This window comes from Vibrio japonicus, assembly GCF_024582835.1.
GTDB classification, from domain to species: domain Bacteria; phylum Pseudomonadota; class Gammaproteobacteria; order Enterobacterales; family Vibrionaceae; genus Vibrio; species Vibrio japonicus.
Map to the genome: position 1 here is coordinate 2,634,076 of NZ_CP102096.1, position 15,370 is coordinate 2,649,445.

At 45.3% G+C, this 15,370-nt stretch carries 17 protein-coding genes and 1 riboswitch; of the genes, 7 read left to right on the top strand and 10 right to left on the bottom strand.

Going from position 1 to position 15,370, the window contains the following annotated elements; all coding sequences use genetic code 11:
- Positions 1 to 40 precede the first annotated feature (40 nt).
- The 6 genes from mutM to radC form a co-directional block, all read right to left on the bottom strand.
- Complete coding sequence (gene mutM / locus NP165_RS12505; RefSeq protein WP_257084235.1) at positions 41 to 850, bottom strand: bifunctional DNA-formamidopyrimidine glycosylase/DNA-(apurinic or apyrimidinic site) lyase; 810 nt, start codon at positions 848 to 850, stop codon at positions 41 to 43.
- A gap of 118 nt (positions 851 to 968) precedes the next feature.
- Positions 969 to 1,973 carry an NAD-dependent epimerase gene (locus NP165_RS12510; RefSeq protein ID WP_257084236.1) on the bottom strand — a complete coding sequence of 335 codons (1,005 nt, stop codon included), beginning with the start codon at positions 1,971 to 1,973 and terminating at the stop codon, positions 969 to 971.
- A gap of 107 nt (positions 1,974 to 2,080) precedes the next feature.
- Positions 2,081 to 2,569 (bottom strand): hypothetical protein, encoded by a 489-nt coding sequence (locus tag NP165_RS12515; protein ID WP_257084237.1) that lies wholly within the window; start codon positions 2,567 to 2,569, stop codon positions 2,081 to 2,083.
- 170 nt (positions 2,570 to 2,739) lie between these two features.
- A complete protein-coding gene (gene rpmG / locus NP165_RS12520) occupies positions 2,740 to 2,910 on the bottom strand; it encodes a 50S ribosomal protein L33 (RefSeq protein WP_004410866.1) in 171 nt (56 codons plus the stop codon).
- A gap of 14 nt (positions 2,911 to 2,924) precedes the next feature.
- On the bottom strand, positions 2,925 to 3,161 hold the full coding sequence (rpmB, locus tag NP165_RS12525; RefSeq protein ID WP_257084238.1) for a 50S ribosomal protein L28: 237 nt from the start codon (positions 3,159 to 3,161) through the stop codon (positions 2,925 to 2,927).
- A 275-nt stretch (positions 3,162 to 3,436) separates the two neighbouring features.
- Positions 3,437 to 4,111 carry a RadC family protein gene (gene radC / locus NP165_RS12530; protein ID WP_257084239.1) on the bottom strand — a complete coding sequence of 225 codons (675 nt, stop codon included), beginning with the start codon at positions 4,109 to 4,111 and terminating at the stop codon, positions 3,437 to 3,439.
- A 264-nt stretch (positions 4,112 to 4,375) separates the two neighbouring features.
- Here radC and coaBC point away from each other — a divergent pair, with 264 nt between their 5' ends.
- The 3 genes from coaBC to NP165_RS12545 all read left to right on the top strand — a co-directional run bounded on the left by coaBC (position 4,376) and on the right by NP165_RS12545 (position 7,235).
- Positions 4,376 to 5,581 carry a bifunctional phosphopantothenoylcysteine decarboxylase/phosphopantothenate--cysteine ligase CoaBC gene (coaBC, locus tag NP165_RS12535; protein ID WP_257084240.1) on the top strand — a complete coding sequence of 402 codons (1,206 nt, stop codon included), beginning with the start codon at positions 4,376 to 4,378 and terminating at the stop codon, positions 5,579 to 5,581.
- A gap of 107 nt (positions 5,582 to 5,688) precedes the next feature.
- Positions 5,689 to 6,279, top strand: coding sequence for a nucleoid occlusion factor SlmA (slmA, locus tag NP165_RS12540; protein ID WP_257084241.1), 591 nt, complete (start codon positions 5,689 to 5,691; stop codon positions 6,277 to 6,279).
- A gap of 5 nt (positions 6,280 to 6,284) precedes the next feature.
- Complete coding sequence (locus NP165_RS12545) at positions 6,285 to 7,235, top strand: Kdo(2)-lipid IV(A) acyltransferase (RefSeq protein ID WP_257084242.1); 951 nt, start codon at positions 6,285 to 6,287, stop codon at positions 7,233 to 7,235.
- Positions 7,236 to 7,302: 67 nt separating this feature from the next.
- Here NP165_RS12545 and pyrE read toward each other — a convergent pair whose 3' ends face one another.
- Both pyrE and rph read right to left on the bottom strand, forming a co-directional pair.
- Positions 7,303 to 7,944, bottom strand: coding sequence for an orotate phosphoribosyltransferase (gene pyrE / locus NP165_RS12550; RefSeq protein ID WP_257084243.1), 642 nt, complete (start codon positions 7,942 to 7,944; stop codon positions 7,303 to 7,305).
- A gap of 86 nt (positions 7,945 to 8,030) precedes the next feature.
- Positions 8,031 to 8,747, bottom strand: a complete 717-nt coding sequence (rph, locus tag NP165_RS12555) for a ribonuclease PH (RefSeq protein ID WP_257084244.1) — start codon at positions 8,745 to 8,747, stop codon at positions 8,031 to 8,033.
- 179 nt (positions 8,748 to 8,926) lie between these two features.
- On the opposite strand from rph, the gene NP165_RS12560 reads away from it, so the two are divergent.
- A complete protein-coding gene (locus NP165_RS12560) occupies positions 8,927 to 9,793 on the top strand; it encodes a YicC/YloC family endoribonuclease (protein ID WP_257084245.1) in 867 nt (288 codons plus the stop codon).
- Positions 9,794 to 9,832: 39 nt separating this feature from the next.
- Here the strand turns inward: NP165_RS12560 and NP165_RS12565 are convergent, their stop codons facing one another.
- Both NP165_RS12565 and NP165_RS12570 read right to left on the bottom strand, forming a co-directional pair.
- Positions 9,833 to 10,258, bottom strand: coding sequence for a phosphate-starvation-inducible protein PsiE (locus NP165_RS12565; RefSeq protein WP_257084246.1), 426 nt, complete (start codon positions 10,256 to 10,258; stop codon positions 9,833 to 9,835).
- Positions 10,259 to 10,392: 134 nt separating this feature from the next.
- On the bottom strand, positions 10,393 to 11,763 hold the full coding sequence (locus tag NP165_RS12570; RefSeq protein WP_257084247.1) for an NCS2 family permease: 1,371 nt from the start codon (positions 11,761 to 11,763) through the stop codon (positions 10,393 to 10,395).
- Positions 11,764 to 11,825: 62 nt separating this feature from the next.
- A riboswitch (purine riboswitch) is annotated at positions 11,826 to 11,925 on the bottom strand.
- Between the two features lie 281 nt (positions 11,926 to 12,206).
- Here NP165_RS12570 and gmk point away from each other — a divergent pair.
- From gmk to spoT, 3 genes are all read left to right on the top strand, one after another.
- Positions 12,207 to 12,830, top strand: coding sequence for a guanylate kinase (gene gmk, locus NP165_RS12575; protein WP_257084248.1), 624 nt, complete (start codon positions 12,207 to 12,209; stop codon positions 12,828 to 12,830).
- 76 nt (positions 12,831 to 12,906) lie between these two features.
- A complete protein-coding gene (gene rpoZ, locus NP165_RS12580) occupies positions 12,907 to 13,179 on the top strand; it encodes a DNA-directed RNA polymerase subunit omega (protein ID WP_257084249.1) in 273 nt (90 codons plus the stop codon).
- A 38-nt stretch (positions 13,180 to 13,217) separates the two neighbouring features.
- Positions 13,218 to 15,344 (top strand): bifunctional GTP diphosphokinase/guanosine-3',5'-bis pyrophosphate 3'-pyrophosphohydrolase, encoded by a 2,127-nt coding sequence (spoT, locus tag NP165_RS12585; protein WP_257084250.1) that lies wholly within the window; start codon positions 13,218 to 13,220, stop codon positions 15,342 to 15,344.
- Positions 15,345 to 15,370 lie beyond the last annotated feature (26 nt).

Below are 15,370 nucleotides of genomic sequence, written 5' to 3' on the forward strand. Positions count from 1 at the left end.
GAACTCTCCTAATTATTTTTATAAATAAAGAACATATCGGCTATTTTTGGCATTTATAACAAAAAAACGTATTGCGCTGACCGATTTTAAGTTCTTCAATGTCACAGCCGCAATTTACGCAAGGCAGCCCTGCTCTGCCATAAACTTTGAGTTCTTGGGCAAAGTAACCAGGCTTACCGTCGGCTTGAGAAAAGTCTTTTAGTGTTGTGCCACCTTGAGCAATAGCCGTCGTCAATACTTGCTTGATCTCTGTAACTAGGCAGGACCATTCACTCATCAATAAAGTGCCTGTCGCTCGAAGAGGATGAATTTTAGCACTAAACAAAGACTCGCTGGCGTATATATTGCCAACTCCAACCACCACTTTGTTATCCATGATAAATTGTTTAACGGCGACACGCTTACCTTTCGCTTTTGCTGATATATATTCGGGATTGAACTCATCAGTGAGTGGCTCGGGACCTAAGTGACTTAATACCTGATGCGACTCATTTGGCTCACACCATAGCCAAGCACCAAAACGACGAGGATCGTTATAACGCAAGACTTTACCATTGGTAAGCTTGATATCGACATGATCGTGCTTTCCTGGTGCGAAATCAGCATCTAGCACCCTAAGGGAGCCCGACATACCTAAGTGAATAATCGTACTGCCAATATCCGTTTGAACAATTAGATATTTAGCACGACGAGATATGTTACGAATTACCTGGCCTTCCAATAACTCTAATTCTTGAGGAATATCCCAACGCAACTTTTTCGTACGGACAGTCACAGACTGAACAGTCTCACCCAATAAGTGAGGACTAATGCCCATTTTACTGACTTCAACTTCGGGTAATTCTGGCATAGCACTCAATGTAGCCTTTAAAATAAAGGCGTTAGGGTAAAGATTAACGTGCTCAATGTCCACACAACTTTCGTCAGTTTGGCTTATAGGTACAGATGGGTGTCACTCACTGAGATGTCTAAACTGAGTAAAACTCTTTATACCAACGAACAAAATTCGATACCCCTTGTTCAACACCAACATTCGGCTGATATCGCGTTGCTAAAAACAAGTCTTCAGTGTCTGCATAAGTAACGTAAACATCTCCCGGTTGCATAGGTAGCATCTTCTTTTTAGCTTCAACACCAAGTGCTGACTCAAGCGCTTTAATAAAGTCCAGCAACCGGACGGGACTACCATGACCGATATTATAAACACGGTATGGCGCAGAGCTTGTCGCTGCTGTACCACTTTCAACTGCCCATTCTGTGTTCACAGCCGGAATCACATCTTTTATGCGAATAATGCCTTCAACAATATCGTCGATATAAGTGAAGTCACGTTGCATGTCTCCGTAGTTATAAACATCAATAGCCTCACCACTTAAAATAGCCTTGGTGAATTTAAACAGAGCCATATCCGGCCGCCCCCAAGGCCCATAAACCGTGAAAAAGCGTAATCCGGTTGTCGGGATCCCATACAAATGGGAATACGTATGAGCCATCAGTTCATTTGACTTTTTCGTTGCTGCATACAGAGAGACAGGATGATCAACACTGTCTGAAGTACTAAATGGCGTTTTACGATTCAGGCCATATACTGAGCTAGATGACGCATAGACAAGGTGCTTGATTCCATGATGCCGGCAACCTTCCAGAATATTGAGATGCCCTATAAGATTGCTATCCGCATAAGACATTGGATTTTCGATAGAGTAACGAACTCCAGCTTGAGCGGCTAAATGAATGACCTTATCAAAACATTCTGCAACAAATAACTCCGCCACATGATTTCGATTTGAAATATCCATTTTGATGAACGTAAAACGATCATGAGATATACGCTCAAGCCTTGCATTTTTTAAAGCTACATCGTAGTAATCATTGAGGTTATCAATGCCAATGACATGATGGCCTTCAACACAAAGTCGTTCGACAACAGCAGAGCCAATAAACCCCGCAGCACCTGTAACTAGATATTTCATATGCGCTCACCCCTATCTATAAAACATTATTATTTTAGGACATAACGAGACATACTCTAGTTCTTACCTCTGGCAATGCGAACAAATGTGGCGTATTCCCATTCAGCTTATTCCGCTAATGGACTCAGAAAGCTCGATTCCACCGATACAGCTATCCACTTATCCTGCCAGTTTTTTAGTAACCAAAATTGCGGAAGTTGGTAATAGGTGATTCTCTGTGGCTCTTCACGATCAGCGTACCAAACTTCTATCGTTTTTGGTGCGTTTAACTTCGTTTTTAAATTATCGAACGTTTCTTGGTCTACTTCTGTTCCCGCTAAAGCCGCCCAACGCGATGACAACTCATACGCTTCAATATCAATTGGCTGACTAGACTGCCACTGGCCATCAATCACTTCCAACGACCAATCAGAAAAATAGATAGCTCGTAACTGAGCATTTGGGTTCATTAAATGAGGTGCTGCGTTCTGCTCAAGGGGATCATCAAGCAAATAGGTTTTAACTATAGTGGGAAGATTGAGCAAAGCGATAAAGGCGATGATGCCTATAATGAGAATATTATTCCAACGACGTCGTCGTGCTATAGAGACTCGCATGTTGCTGTTCCAGACATTTGATGGTTTTTCTGAAACTTAGCAGATATAACGAGGTTGGGCTATCCTATGGGCTCTGTAAGCAAGAATAGCTCATAATAAAAAACCCAACTATATTGCTATAGCTGGGTTTCTAATTCACGCTTCCCGAAGGAAGTCCAAAGAAGAATCAATTACTTGATTTTAGCTTCTTTGTACATAACGTGCTGGCGAACTACTGGATCAAACTTTTTGATCTCAAATTTGCCTGGCATGTTACGCTTGTTCTTATCAGTTGTGTAGAAGTGGCCTGTACCTGCAGAAGATACTAGACGGATTTTCTCACGAACGCCTTTCTTTGCCATTGCCTATATTCCTCTTAAACGTTTTCGCCGTTTGCGCGAATGTCAGCAAGAACAGCATCGATGCCCTTCTTGTCGATGATACGCATACCTTTAGCAGTAAGACGTAGTTTAACAAAACGTTTTTCGCTCTCTACCCAGAAACGATGAGTTTGTAGGTTCGGCAGAAAACGACGCTTAGTAGCATTGCGTGCGTGTGAACGGTTGTTACCCGTTACTGGACGCTTACCAGTTACTTGGCATACTCGTGACATGAATGTCTTCTCCAAAATCGTTTCAGCTCGATATCAACCTTGGTGGCCGAACCTCTCTAGTTCTCAAAGAAGAATTTCGAGGTCTTATACCGCTATGGAAACCCATACAAGGCTATCAAAGGTCGCGCATTATACTAACTTGGCTAGCATTGCTCAAGACCCGAACAGATCCTTTTTACAGATTTCCTGATCTTTTTTAGGCAGAGCTGATAATAGTTCAAAAAATGTCGGGGGATTGTAGCAGAAAACCAGCAACTCACAACCCGTAATGTGATTTAAATCCATCCCCTTTCTGCAAATGAAATCACTTCCCCGTCTCCGACGACAAAATGGTCAAGCACTCTGATGTCAACTAACGCAAGCGCATCGGTAATCCTGCGTGTAATTCTTCGGTCCGCCTGACTAGGCTCAGCAACGCCTGACGGATGATTATGAGCCAAAATTAACGCAGCAGCATTATGCTCTAAAGCTCGCTTAATGACTTCCCTTGGATACACAGAGGCAGCATCTATCGTTCCTTGAAATAACACCTCCCCACAAATCACTCGATGTTGATTATCAAGAAATAGCACAAAAAACTCTTCTCTCTGCTTATCTCTTAACAGCCCAGAGAGATATAGCTTAGTCTGTTGAGGACTGGTTAACGCCTCTCCTCGCTTTAATGTTTCCGCCAAATATCGCTGAGTCATCTCTAACACGGCCTGCAGCTGAACGTATTTCGCTTGCCCTAGCCCTTTATGACCGCAAAACTCCTCTTGAGTGGAAGAAAATAGAGAGCGTAACGAACCAAAGTGTTGCAATAAGTGGCTCGATAGCTCAAGAACATTCATTCCTTGCGTCCCTGTACGTAAAAAAATCGCAAGCAACTCCGCATCAGTCAGCGATTGAGGTCCATGGCTAAGAAGTTTCTCTCTGGGCATGGATTCAGAAGGAAGGCGTTTCAGGCTCATTGAGTGAGTCCATGTGATGTAAAAACTTAATCAAGACAAAGAAACACAAAGACTGCAACCGATCCTTATTGTTCATCGGCTAAGATCAATTTCTCATGTAAGTAACAATTTACTCAGAACTTATGGAGAGCGGCCACTTGAATGAAACTTGAATGACTAAGTTACCTAGGCCGGGAGTCTCATACCTAGCGCAAAGCAAAACCATTCCGCATTCCAGTTGTGATAACATTGGACCAGTTTTGACAAATAGGTATGGACAGCGAAATGCAAACACTTGCGGGAAAGAAAATCCTACTTGGAATCAGCGGAGGCATTGCAGCCTATAAATGCGCAGAGCTAACTCGCCGCTTAGTTGAAAGGGGTGCAGAGGTTCAAGTCGTCATGACCACAGCTGCAAAAGAGTTTATCACCCCCCTGACAATGCAAGCAGTATCGGGTAGACCAGTATCAGACAGCTTATTGGACCCAGCAGCAGAAGCTTCTATGGGGCATATTGAGTTAGCGAAGTGGGCAGATTTAGTCTTACTAGCACCAGCAACAGCCGATCTTATTGCTCGTATGGCAGTAGGTATGGGCAATGACCTCCTAACGACATTAGTGCTCGCGACGGATTCACCAATCGCGGTATCACCAGCAATGAATCAGCAAATGTATCGTTGCAGTGCGACACAGGAAAACATCCAAACGCTGACTCGTCGCGGGATGGCTATTTGGGGTCCTGCCGCAGGAGAACAAGCTTGTGGAGATGTGGGACCGGGCCGTATGTTAGAGCCAATGCAGCTCGTTGAACACTGTGAACAGTTCTTCGGTGATAAACCACTGAAAGGCAAGTCTATCGCGATCACTGCGGGGCCGACTCGCGAAGCAATCGACCCTGTCCGTTATATCTCCAACCATAGCTCTGGAAAAATGGGCTACGCACTAGCGGATGCTGCTAAACAGCTAGGCGCGGAAGTCACTCTTATTTCAGGCCCTGTTTCTATGACTGTTCCCCACGGCGTAGAGCGCATCAGCGTAAGCAGTGCACAACAAATGTTTGACGCGGCAATGCAACACGCTCCAAATCATGATGTCTTTATTGGTTGCGCAGCAGTGGCAGACTATCGCCCTCAACATGTTGCTGAGCAGAAAATCAAAAAGACCGACGACAGTGATCAGATGACCATCACAATGGTGAAAAATCCAGATATCATCGCGTCAGTCGCAGCACTTACCGAATCCAGACCTTTTACAGTTGGCTTCGCTGCAGAAACGCAAGACGTAGAACATTACGCACGAAACAAACTTGCGAAGAAGAATCTGGATATGATTTGTGCTAACGATGTTTCTGTAGAAGGACAAGGCTTTAATAGCAACGATAATGCGATCACCGTATACTGGAAAGAAGGTAAGCAATCACTTACTCTTGCCTCAAAACAGCAAATTGCCACTCAAATCATGGCAATGATTGCAAAAAAATTAGAAGCTTAAACTTCAAAATCTAACAAGCACCAAAATATTTCAGGTTGTCTGGCTAAAAGCTCGAAACTCTCGGGCTTTTAGCCTTTTATTCAGAATGGTATTAAAAGGAAACGTTCATGGCCGGAACAAGAAAATCCAACCGCCGAGATGAAATTTTGCAAGCATTAGCAGAAATGCTGGAGTCCACTGACGGGGCATCACGTATTACTACCGCAAAACTCGCTAAGCAGGTCGGTGTCTCTGAAGCCGCGTTATATCGCCACTTTCCAAGCAAAGCACGCATGTTTGAAGGGCTAATCGAATTCATCGAAGAATCTTTGATGTCTCGAATCAATCGTATTCTGGATGAAGAGAAAGATACGCTGACACGCATTCGCTTGGTACTTCAACTCATTTTGGCGTTTGCCGAGCGCAACCCAGGACTCAGCCGCATTCTATCTGGTCATGCACTGATGTTTGAAAATGAACGATTACGTGAGCGTATCAACCAATTATTTGAACGCATTGAAACCTCACTACGTCAGATTTTACGCGAACGTAAATTGAGAGAAGGAAAATCCTTCCCTGTTGATGAGAAAATTTTAGCCGCACAATTACTCGGGCAAGTTGAAGGCAGTCTGAATCGCTTTGTGCGTTCTGACTTTAAGTACCAGCCAACTGCAAACTTTGAAGAATATTGGGCACTGCTAAGCGCACAAATTAAGTAAAGATCATGAGTAAAGACAAACTAACACCGCCAGAGTTTTCATTATCCCTACTGCACCCCAAGAACTGGGGAGTATGGCTGGGTTTTGGCCTTCTGGCCTTGATAGTAAATATTCTTCCTTACCGCATGTTACTCGCACTTGGTCGAACTCTCGGTCAGATTGGTATGCGCTATGGCGCGAAGCGTGTTCATGTTGCGAAACGTAATTTGGAGTTATCGTTCCCTGATAAGTCAGAGCAAGAAATACAACAACTCGTAGAAGAGAACTTTAAGAATACGGGTATGGCACTGATCGAAACGGGCATTACGTGGTTCTGGCCGACGTGGCGTTTTAAAACACTGATCGTCGAGAAAGACATACAGGCCATGCATGATCTAACAGCCGAAGGTAAAGGCGTGCTTTTATGCTGCGTACATGCGCTCAACCTAGAAATTACCGCCAGAGCGTTTGCCGTGCTTGGGGTGGGTGGCTACGGTGTTTTTCGACCGCATAACAACCCAGCGTATAATTTTATCCAATGCTGGGGACGCACCCACAACGGCAATAAGCTGATCGACCGCAAAGACGTCAAACAAATGATACGCGTGCTGCGTCAAGGTGATCGCTTATTCTACTTGCCAGATCATGACTATGGACGAAACAAATCTGTCTTTGTTCCTTTCTTTGCAGTAGAGGATGCGTGTACCACGACAGGCACGAGCATTCTTGCCTACACATCAAAGTGCGCCATGATTCCGGGGTCTGGTTTTAGAAACAGCCAAGGCAAGTATGAAATCATTGCCGATAAACGTATCGACGCAGATTACCCTCAAAAAGATGAAAAAGCCGCTGCCGCCTACATGAACAAGTATGTGGAAGAGCTTATCTTACGTGCACCAGAGCAATGGATGTGGCTGCACAAGCGCTACAAAACCATGCAGGATGAGAGCGTTGAAAAAGGCATTCGTTACAAATAACTGGTTATCAAAAATGGGCGTCCTCTTGAACGCCCATTTTTATTAAAACTCGAACCTTTGGTGTTGATTAGATGCCGTACTCAGCGCGGTACGCTTTTACCGCTTCTAAGTGCTCTGCCGCATCGCCTTTCTCTTCCAGATACGCAATCAAATCACCTAAGCTCACAATAGAAATCACCGCACAACCAAAGTCACGCTCCACTTCCTGAATCGCAGAAAGCTCACCTTTACCCTTCTCTTGACGATCAATCGCAACGAGAACACCCGCCAAATCTGCGCCGTTTGCTTTAATGATTTCCATCGACTCGCGAATCGCAGTGCCCGCAGTGATCACGTCATCCACCAGCATAATACGACCTTCTAGTGGGCTACCAACCAAGTTGCCACCTTCACCATGGTCTTTCGCTTCTTTACGGTTAAAGCAGTAAGGTGTGTCGACATCGTGATGATCCGCCAGTGCCACCGCCGTTGTCGTCGCAATTGGAATGCCTTTGTAAGCTGGGCCAAACAACACATCAAACTCGATACCTGAATCCGCTAACGCGGCTGCGTAAAAACGACCTAGGCGCGCTAAATCACGACCAGTATTGAAAAGACCAGCGTTAAAGAAATAAGGGCTCTTACGACCTGACTTTAAAGTAAACTCACCAAATTTCAGGACTTCCTTCTCTAGTGCAAACTCAATAAATTCACGCTGGTATGCTTTCATTACTTTCTCTCTAAATTAAGGTTTACTCTCACGCCTTTATAGAAGGCAAAAAAATAGCTTCCGTATGAGGGAAGCTATCTTCATAATTAATTTTCTAACGCCATTTTCTGCGCTTCAACAATATCCGCAATGCCTTTCTTCGCAACGGCTAGCAAATCCATTAACTCATCGTGAGTAAACGGTTCACCTTCTGCAGTACCTTGAATTTCAATCATGCGGCCATCTTCAGTCATCACCACATTCATATCAGTATCGGCTGCTGAGTCTTCAACGTACTCTAGGTCACACAATATCTCTTCACCCAGAATGCCAACAGAAACAGCGGCAACGTGCCCTTTCATTGGGTTCGCTTTCAGCTTGCCATTGTCAACTAAGTGCTGGAACGCATCCGCCATAGCCACACTTGCACCTGAAATAGACGCCGTACGTGTTCCGCCATCCGCTTGAATCACATCACAGTCAACAGTGACCATAATCTCACCCATCGCTTCTAGATCAACGACAGCACGAAGGCTACGAGCAATCAGGCGCTGGATTTCCATTGTACGGCCACCTTGCTTACCACTTGCCGCTTCACGACGCATACGCGAATGCGTTGAACGAGGGAGCATTCCGTACTCAGCAGTTACCCAGCCTTTACCTTGACCTTTTATCCAACGTGGCACGTTTTCTTCAACTGTTGCGTTACAAAGCACTTTGGTATTACCGAACTCAACCAGCACAGAGCCTTCAGCATAAGCGGTATAGTTGCGAGTAATTTTAATTGGGCGAATTTGATCCGCCTGGCGGTCGTTTGGACGCATGGGCATCTACCTTATTTTTCTATCTGATGATAGGGGGAGACGAATTTGATTGGAGCAGGAGTATAGCGGAGTTTGTATAACAAAGCTACGCGCATTACTTTCTCCGTTACTGCCAGATAAGGGCTTTGTGCTACTATAGCCTTGCGTTATTTTCAAAAATTGATAAATAGGAAAATTCGATGATCTACAGTATGACAGCCTACGCTCGCAAAGAAGTTAAAGGCGATTGGGGCAGCGCCGTTTGGGAAATTCGCTCGGTCAATCAACGTTATCTAGAAAACTACTTTCGCCTACCAGAGCAATTTCGAGGCATAGAGCCAGTTCTGCGTGAGCGTTTTCGTAAAAAACTGGCACGCGGAAAAGTAGAATGTGCATTGCGCTTTGAAGCTAACCCAGCAGCAAAGGGCGAACTGACCATCAATGAAACTCTAGCCAAGCAGGTAATCAAAGCCGCTGAACAAGTCATGCATATGACGGGTGAGCTTAGCCGAATTAACCCATTCCAAGTCATGCAGTGGCCAGGTGTGATGGAAACACCAGAGCAAAACATGGATACAGTGAATAAAGAGTTGCTGGCAGGTTTTGACGAAGCATTAAGTGAATTCATTGAAGCACGTGGTCGCGAAGGCGAAAACATGAAAGCACTTATTGAACAGCGCCTAACTGCGATTTCAGACGAAGTGACGAAAGTACGCGCTCGAATGCCTGAAATTATTGAGTGGCAACGTGAACGTCTTTTCACTAAGTTCGAAGAAGCGAAAGTGGAGCTAGATCCATCACGCGTAGAACAAGAGCTGATTCTTCTTGCTCAAAAGTCTGATGTCGCTGAAGAGCTGGACCGCTTAGATTCTCATGTAAAAGAAACCAACAATATCCTGAAAAAAGGCGGTGCTGTTGGCCGTCGTTTAGACTTTATGATGCAAGAGTTCAATCGCGAATCGAACACGCTGGCATCAAAATCCATCAGCACTGACATCACGGCGTCTGGTGTAGAGCTTAAAGTTCTGATAGAACAAATGCGTGAGCAGATCCAGAACATTGAATAACCTTTAAAAGATGAAGCCCTGCAATCGCAGGGCTTCTTTTTATTCATCTTTTTCTTGTGTCGTTCGGTCTACGTAAGGCCAATAATGATGCCCAGCGCGGATCAACAAGGTAGCCGCCGCGAGAATAAATGCCGCAACCGACAGCCAAACCACTGGCACCGCATCCAACTCTTTCATCCCTAGCGTTATATAACGGGCGATCGCCATCATCGCGATGTAAATCGGGTATCGAACCGGGATCTTACCATTGACGACAAACTGCTGAACCATTGCCAACACTTCAAGGTAGATAAACATCAACAGAATATCGGTCAGCAATACCTTCTTCTGCTCATACATATGCATGAACTCTTCCACCATGGCAAACACGGTGGCGAGCGTAATCGCAATCAATAATAGTGCTTCTAATACATGGTAAATTTTTAAAAAAGGGCGACTAAACGAGGGAGGTAACTGAGATGGCATTTCCTTATTCCACAATCTTTGTGATATTGGAATCAATACTACCATGGCTCAATGAATAAAAAATGGCTCTACAAAAGCAGAGCCATTTTATTTGGCAAAAACATAGAGACCGATAACACTATCGCGCCGCGTTTTTATAACAGTATCAAATAGCTGAGGAACAACGCACACAGCGCGTAAATCACTGGGTGCACCTCTTTCCCCTTACCCGCCACAACCATTGAGAACGCGTAGCTAATAAAACCCATCGCCATGCCGTTGGCCGGAGAAAAACTCAACACGGTGAACATAATGGTAAAGAAGGCGGCAATGCGGGACTCTTTTTGTTCCCATTGAATATCACCTAAACGACCAATCATGTAGATACCGACTACGACCATCGCCGGTGCGACCATCGCAGCTGAAAACATAGAGAATAGCGGATATAAGAATAGAGATACCAAGAACAATCCAGCAACCACAACCGCTGCCAAACCTGTTTTTGCTCCTTGAGAAGACGCAATACCTGATTCAGAAAATGCAGTGATTGATGTAGTCCCCAACACAGAGCCAATGACCGTGCCACCCGCATCCGCAACCAGTGCTGAACGCGCATTGGGTACTTTGCCATCTTTGTCGATGATACCTGCATCACGCCCTACCCCGACAATCGTGCTCAATCCGTCAAAGAAATCGACAATCAGGAAGATAATCACGATAAACAGCAAATCAAACATTTTATCTGCGGTTAACCCAGAGAAGTTAAACACCGCACCAAAACTGCCCGACAAACTTGGCGGCGCGGAAATGATTTGCTCTGGAATCGGCGCATTGTTCGTGCCCAGAAACACATCGGCCAGAACGGTCAGCAAAATAGCTGAAATAAATGAGATAAACGTGGCTAACTTGATGTCACGGATCATACATCCCAAGGCGATAAAGATACTGATGTAAGCGATAACAACTTTAGGATCAGCAATGTTGCCCATACTGACCAAAACAATTGGGTTCGAGACAATAATTCCAGCATTCTTTAATCCCAAGAAGGCAATAAACAGGCCGAGTGAAACCGTAATGGCGAGCTTTAAGTCTTCGGGGATCGATTCAATCATCGCTTTACGGATGTTAGTCATCGACAAAATCAGATATAGCACACCCGACAAGAAAATGCCAAATAGCGCTTCGTGCCAAACTAAAGCGACCGAGCCACTGAGCAGCATGCCTTTAAAGAAGCCATTCATACTCATACCTGGTGCCAGCATTACTGGATAATTGCCCCAAATACCCATAATTAATGTCGCAGCCGCCGCAGCCAACGCGGTCGCCGTGAACACCGCACCTTTGTCCATACCAGGAATGCCACCCAAAATTGCAGGGTTGACAGCCAAGATATAACTCATCGCAAGGAAGGTAATAAAACCTGCATATAATTCCGTGCTAATCGTTGTTCGGCGTTCAGAAATTTTAAAGACTGATTCGAGTATGCCAGAGCTATTCTGGGCTTTGAGTGTGGTGTCGAAACTCACAGCGAAACCTTTATCGTGGGTAAATGGCAATGTAGAGCAAATGCTGTGAGTGCTCAATAGAGCTAGGCGTCACTAAAAACTGTAGTCACCAAGATAGGCTCGGCGGTAGAAACTTCTAGTCCATAACACTAGGGATATACAGCATTTAATCGTTTGCGCGGATTGTAAAGATCTGGAATAAAAACTCAACGCCTTTCTGATGAAAAGCTCGACAAAAGCAAACGTTTGCCAAGTTCGGGACTCTCATTCTAACAATAAGGATAACTCTGAACATCCCACTTATGTGGGAACTTGTTGTTATAAACTGCCTGTTTATGATACTCTTCGCCTCCATTTTTCTGGCCTAAATTTCACCAATTCGGTGATTCGACACGGTCAGTGCTATCTTTAAATATGTCGAATTCTCTTTTCGACACATCGAATCTAAACGTGGAATTGTACCTATGGGCAAAGGCACTCTTTATATCGTATCTGCACCAAGCGGCGCGGGAAAATCGAGCTTGATTTCAGCCATGCTGGAAACAAACCCTACTTACGCAATGAAAGTGTCTGTATCACATACCACACGTGGCATGCGTCCTGGTGAAGAAGATGGTGTTCACTACCACTTTGTTCAAAAGGAACAATTTGAAGATTTAATCGAGCAAGGTGCATTCCTTGAATACGCTGAAGTTTTCGGTAACTACTACGGCACTTCTCGCATTTGGATCGAAGAAAACCTAGATAAAGGTATCGACGTATTTCTAGATATCGACTGGCAAGGTGCACGTCAGATTCGTGAGCAAATGCCATTAGCAAAAAGTCTCTTCATTTTGCCTCCTTCAAACGGCGAGTTAGAGCGTCGTCTGAATACACGAGGTCAAGATAGTGAAGCCGTTATCGCTAAGCGTATGGCTGAAGCAAAATCAGAGATTTCTCACTACAACGAATACGACTACGTGATCATCAACGATGATTTCGATACTGCATTGATAGATTTTAAAGCCATCCTTCGTGCAGAAAGATTGAAGCAAGATAAACAAGCTGCTAAATATAAAGGCATGCTTGATGCGTTATTGGCTGAGTAAGTCCTAGACACTAGGAATACTCACGCTGTATAATTTCTCGTCATACAAAATTTTAGTTAACTAATTTGGAGTCCTCATGGCACGCGTAACTGTTCAAGACGCTGTTGAAAAAGTTGGCAACCGTTTCGACCTAGTTCTCATTGCGGCTCGCCGCGCTCGTCAAATGCAAACTGGCGGTAAAGATTCACTAGTGCCAGAAGAGAACGATAAGCAGACGGTTATCGCTCTACGCGAGATCGAAGAAGGTCTTATCACGAAAGAAATCCTAGATGCTCGTGAGCGTCAAGAGCAACAAGAGCAAGAAGCAGCAGAATTAGCAGCAGTAAGCAGCATTGCTCACACTCGTTAATCTGACTCTTCGTAACAACTATCTTCCGGGCCTAAAATTTGTATCTATTCGATAGTCTCAAAGACGTTGCCCAAGAATACCTAACAGAGCCTCAAATTGAGGCTCTGCGTCAATCTTATGTGGTAGCGAAAAATGCCCATGAAGGGCAGACCCGTTCCAGCGGGGAACCTTATATCATCCACCCTGTTGCCGTCTCTCGTATCTTGGCCGAAATGCGTCTTGATATTGAAACTCTGCAGGCCGCACTCCTTCACGATGTTATCGAAGACTGTGACGTCACCAAAGAAGAGCTAGAAACTCAGTTTGGTACAACAGTAGCTGAACTCGTTGATGGCGTGTCCAAACTGGATAAACTTAAGTTTCGAGATCGCAAGGAAGCCCAGGCTGAGAACTTTCGCAAAATGGTACTTGCCATGGTGCAAGACATTCGCGTCATTCTGATCAAACTGGCTGACCGCACTCACAACATGCGTACTCTGGGTGCTCTACGCCCCGATAAAAAACGTCGCATCGCCCGTGAAACGCTCGAAATTTACTCTCCACTTGCCCACCGATTAGGCATACACAATATCAAGACAGAGCTAGAAGAGCTTGGTTTTGAAGCCTTGTATCCGAATCGTTATCGCGTACTCAAAGAAGTAGTAAAAGCCGCACGCGGTAACCGCAAAGAGATGATTCTACGCATCCATAGTGAGATTGAAGGGCGTCTAGAAGAAGTTGGTCTTAAAGCCCGTGTCGTCGGACGCGAGAAGAACCTGTTCTCCATCTACAATAAGATGAAAACCAAAGAACAGCGTTTTCACACCATCATGGACATCTACGCGTTTCGTGTGGTGGTGGAAGAGGCAGACACATGCTACCGCGTACTTGGCCAAGTGCATAGCTTGTACAAGCCGCGTCCAGGCCGCATGAAAGATTACATCGCAGTACCAAAAGCAAACGGCTATCAATCGCTGCATACCTCTATGGTCGGCCCTCACGGTGTGCCGGTCGAAGTACAAATTCGTACGGAAGACATGGACCAAATGGCAGACAAAGGTGTCGCTGCGCACTGGTCATATAAAGGTAAAGGCAATAGCGAACGCACTGGTACCACTGCGCAAGTAAAAGCCCAGCGTTGGATGCAAAGCCTGCTTGAGCTACAACAAAGTGCGGGTAACTCGTTTGAGTTTATCGAAAACGTTAAGTCTGACCTTTTCCCGGATGAAATTTACGTCTTCACGCCAAAAGGCCGCATTGTGGAAATGCCAGTTGGCGCGACTGCGGTAGACTTCGCGTATGCCGTTCATACTGACGTAGGTAATACCTGTGTTGGCGCTCGTGTTGATAGAAATCCTTACCCTCTTAGCAAGTCGCTAAAAAATGGTCAGACGATTGAAATCATCAGTGCTCCGGGCGCAAGACCAAACGCCGCCTGGCTCAACTATGTAGTGACATCACGCGCGCGTACTAAGATCCGACAAGTTCTTAAAACCATGCGCCGTGAAGAGTCAATCACTCTAGGCCGACGCCTGCTTAACCACGCGCTGGGTGAGCTTTCGATCACTGATATCAGTGAAGAAAATATCAACCACGTATTGGCAGAGCTCAAAGTCGCGACTCTGGAAGACTTACTCGCCGCTATCGGTCTTGGTGAGCGAATGAGCATCGTGATTGCACGTCGCTTATTGGGCGATGCAGACGAGTTGACCGAAGTCACCAACGCAGACGGCAAACCGAAGAAGAAACTACCGATTCGTGGTGCTGAAGGGTTGCTGTTAACCTTTGCGAACTGTTGTCACCCAATTCCTGACGACCATATTATTGCCCACGTTTCTCCCGGTCGAGGACTGGTGGTACACCGCGAGACGTGTCCAAACGTACGTGGTTACCAGAAAGAACCAGATAAATACATGGCAGTGGAATGGTCAGAAGAGTACGACCAAGAGTTTATCGCAGAGCTACGAGTCGATGTACAGAACCGTCAAGGCGCACTGGCCGAACTGACCAATGTGATTTCCAAGACAGGCTCTAATATTCATGGCTTGTCGACCGAAGAACGTGATGGTCGCCTATACACAGTCACCGTATTGTTAACGACCAAAGACCGTGTTCATCTGGCTGGAATCATGCGTAAGATTAAAGCGATGCCACAAACGCTTAAAGTCCGTCGACGCAAAAACTAACGCTTAGAATTAACTTCAATCGCCCT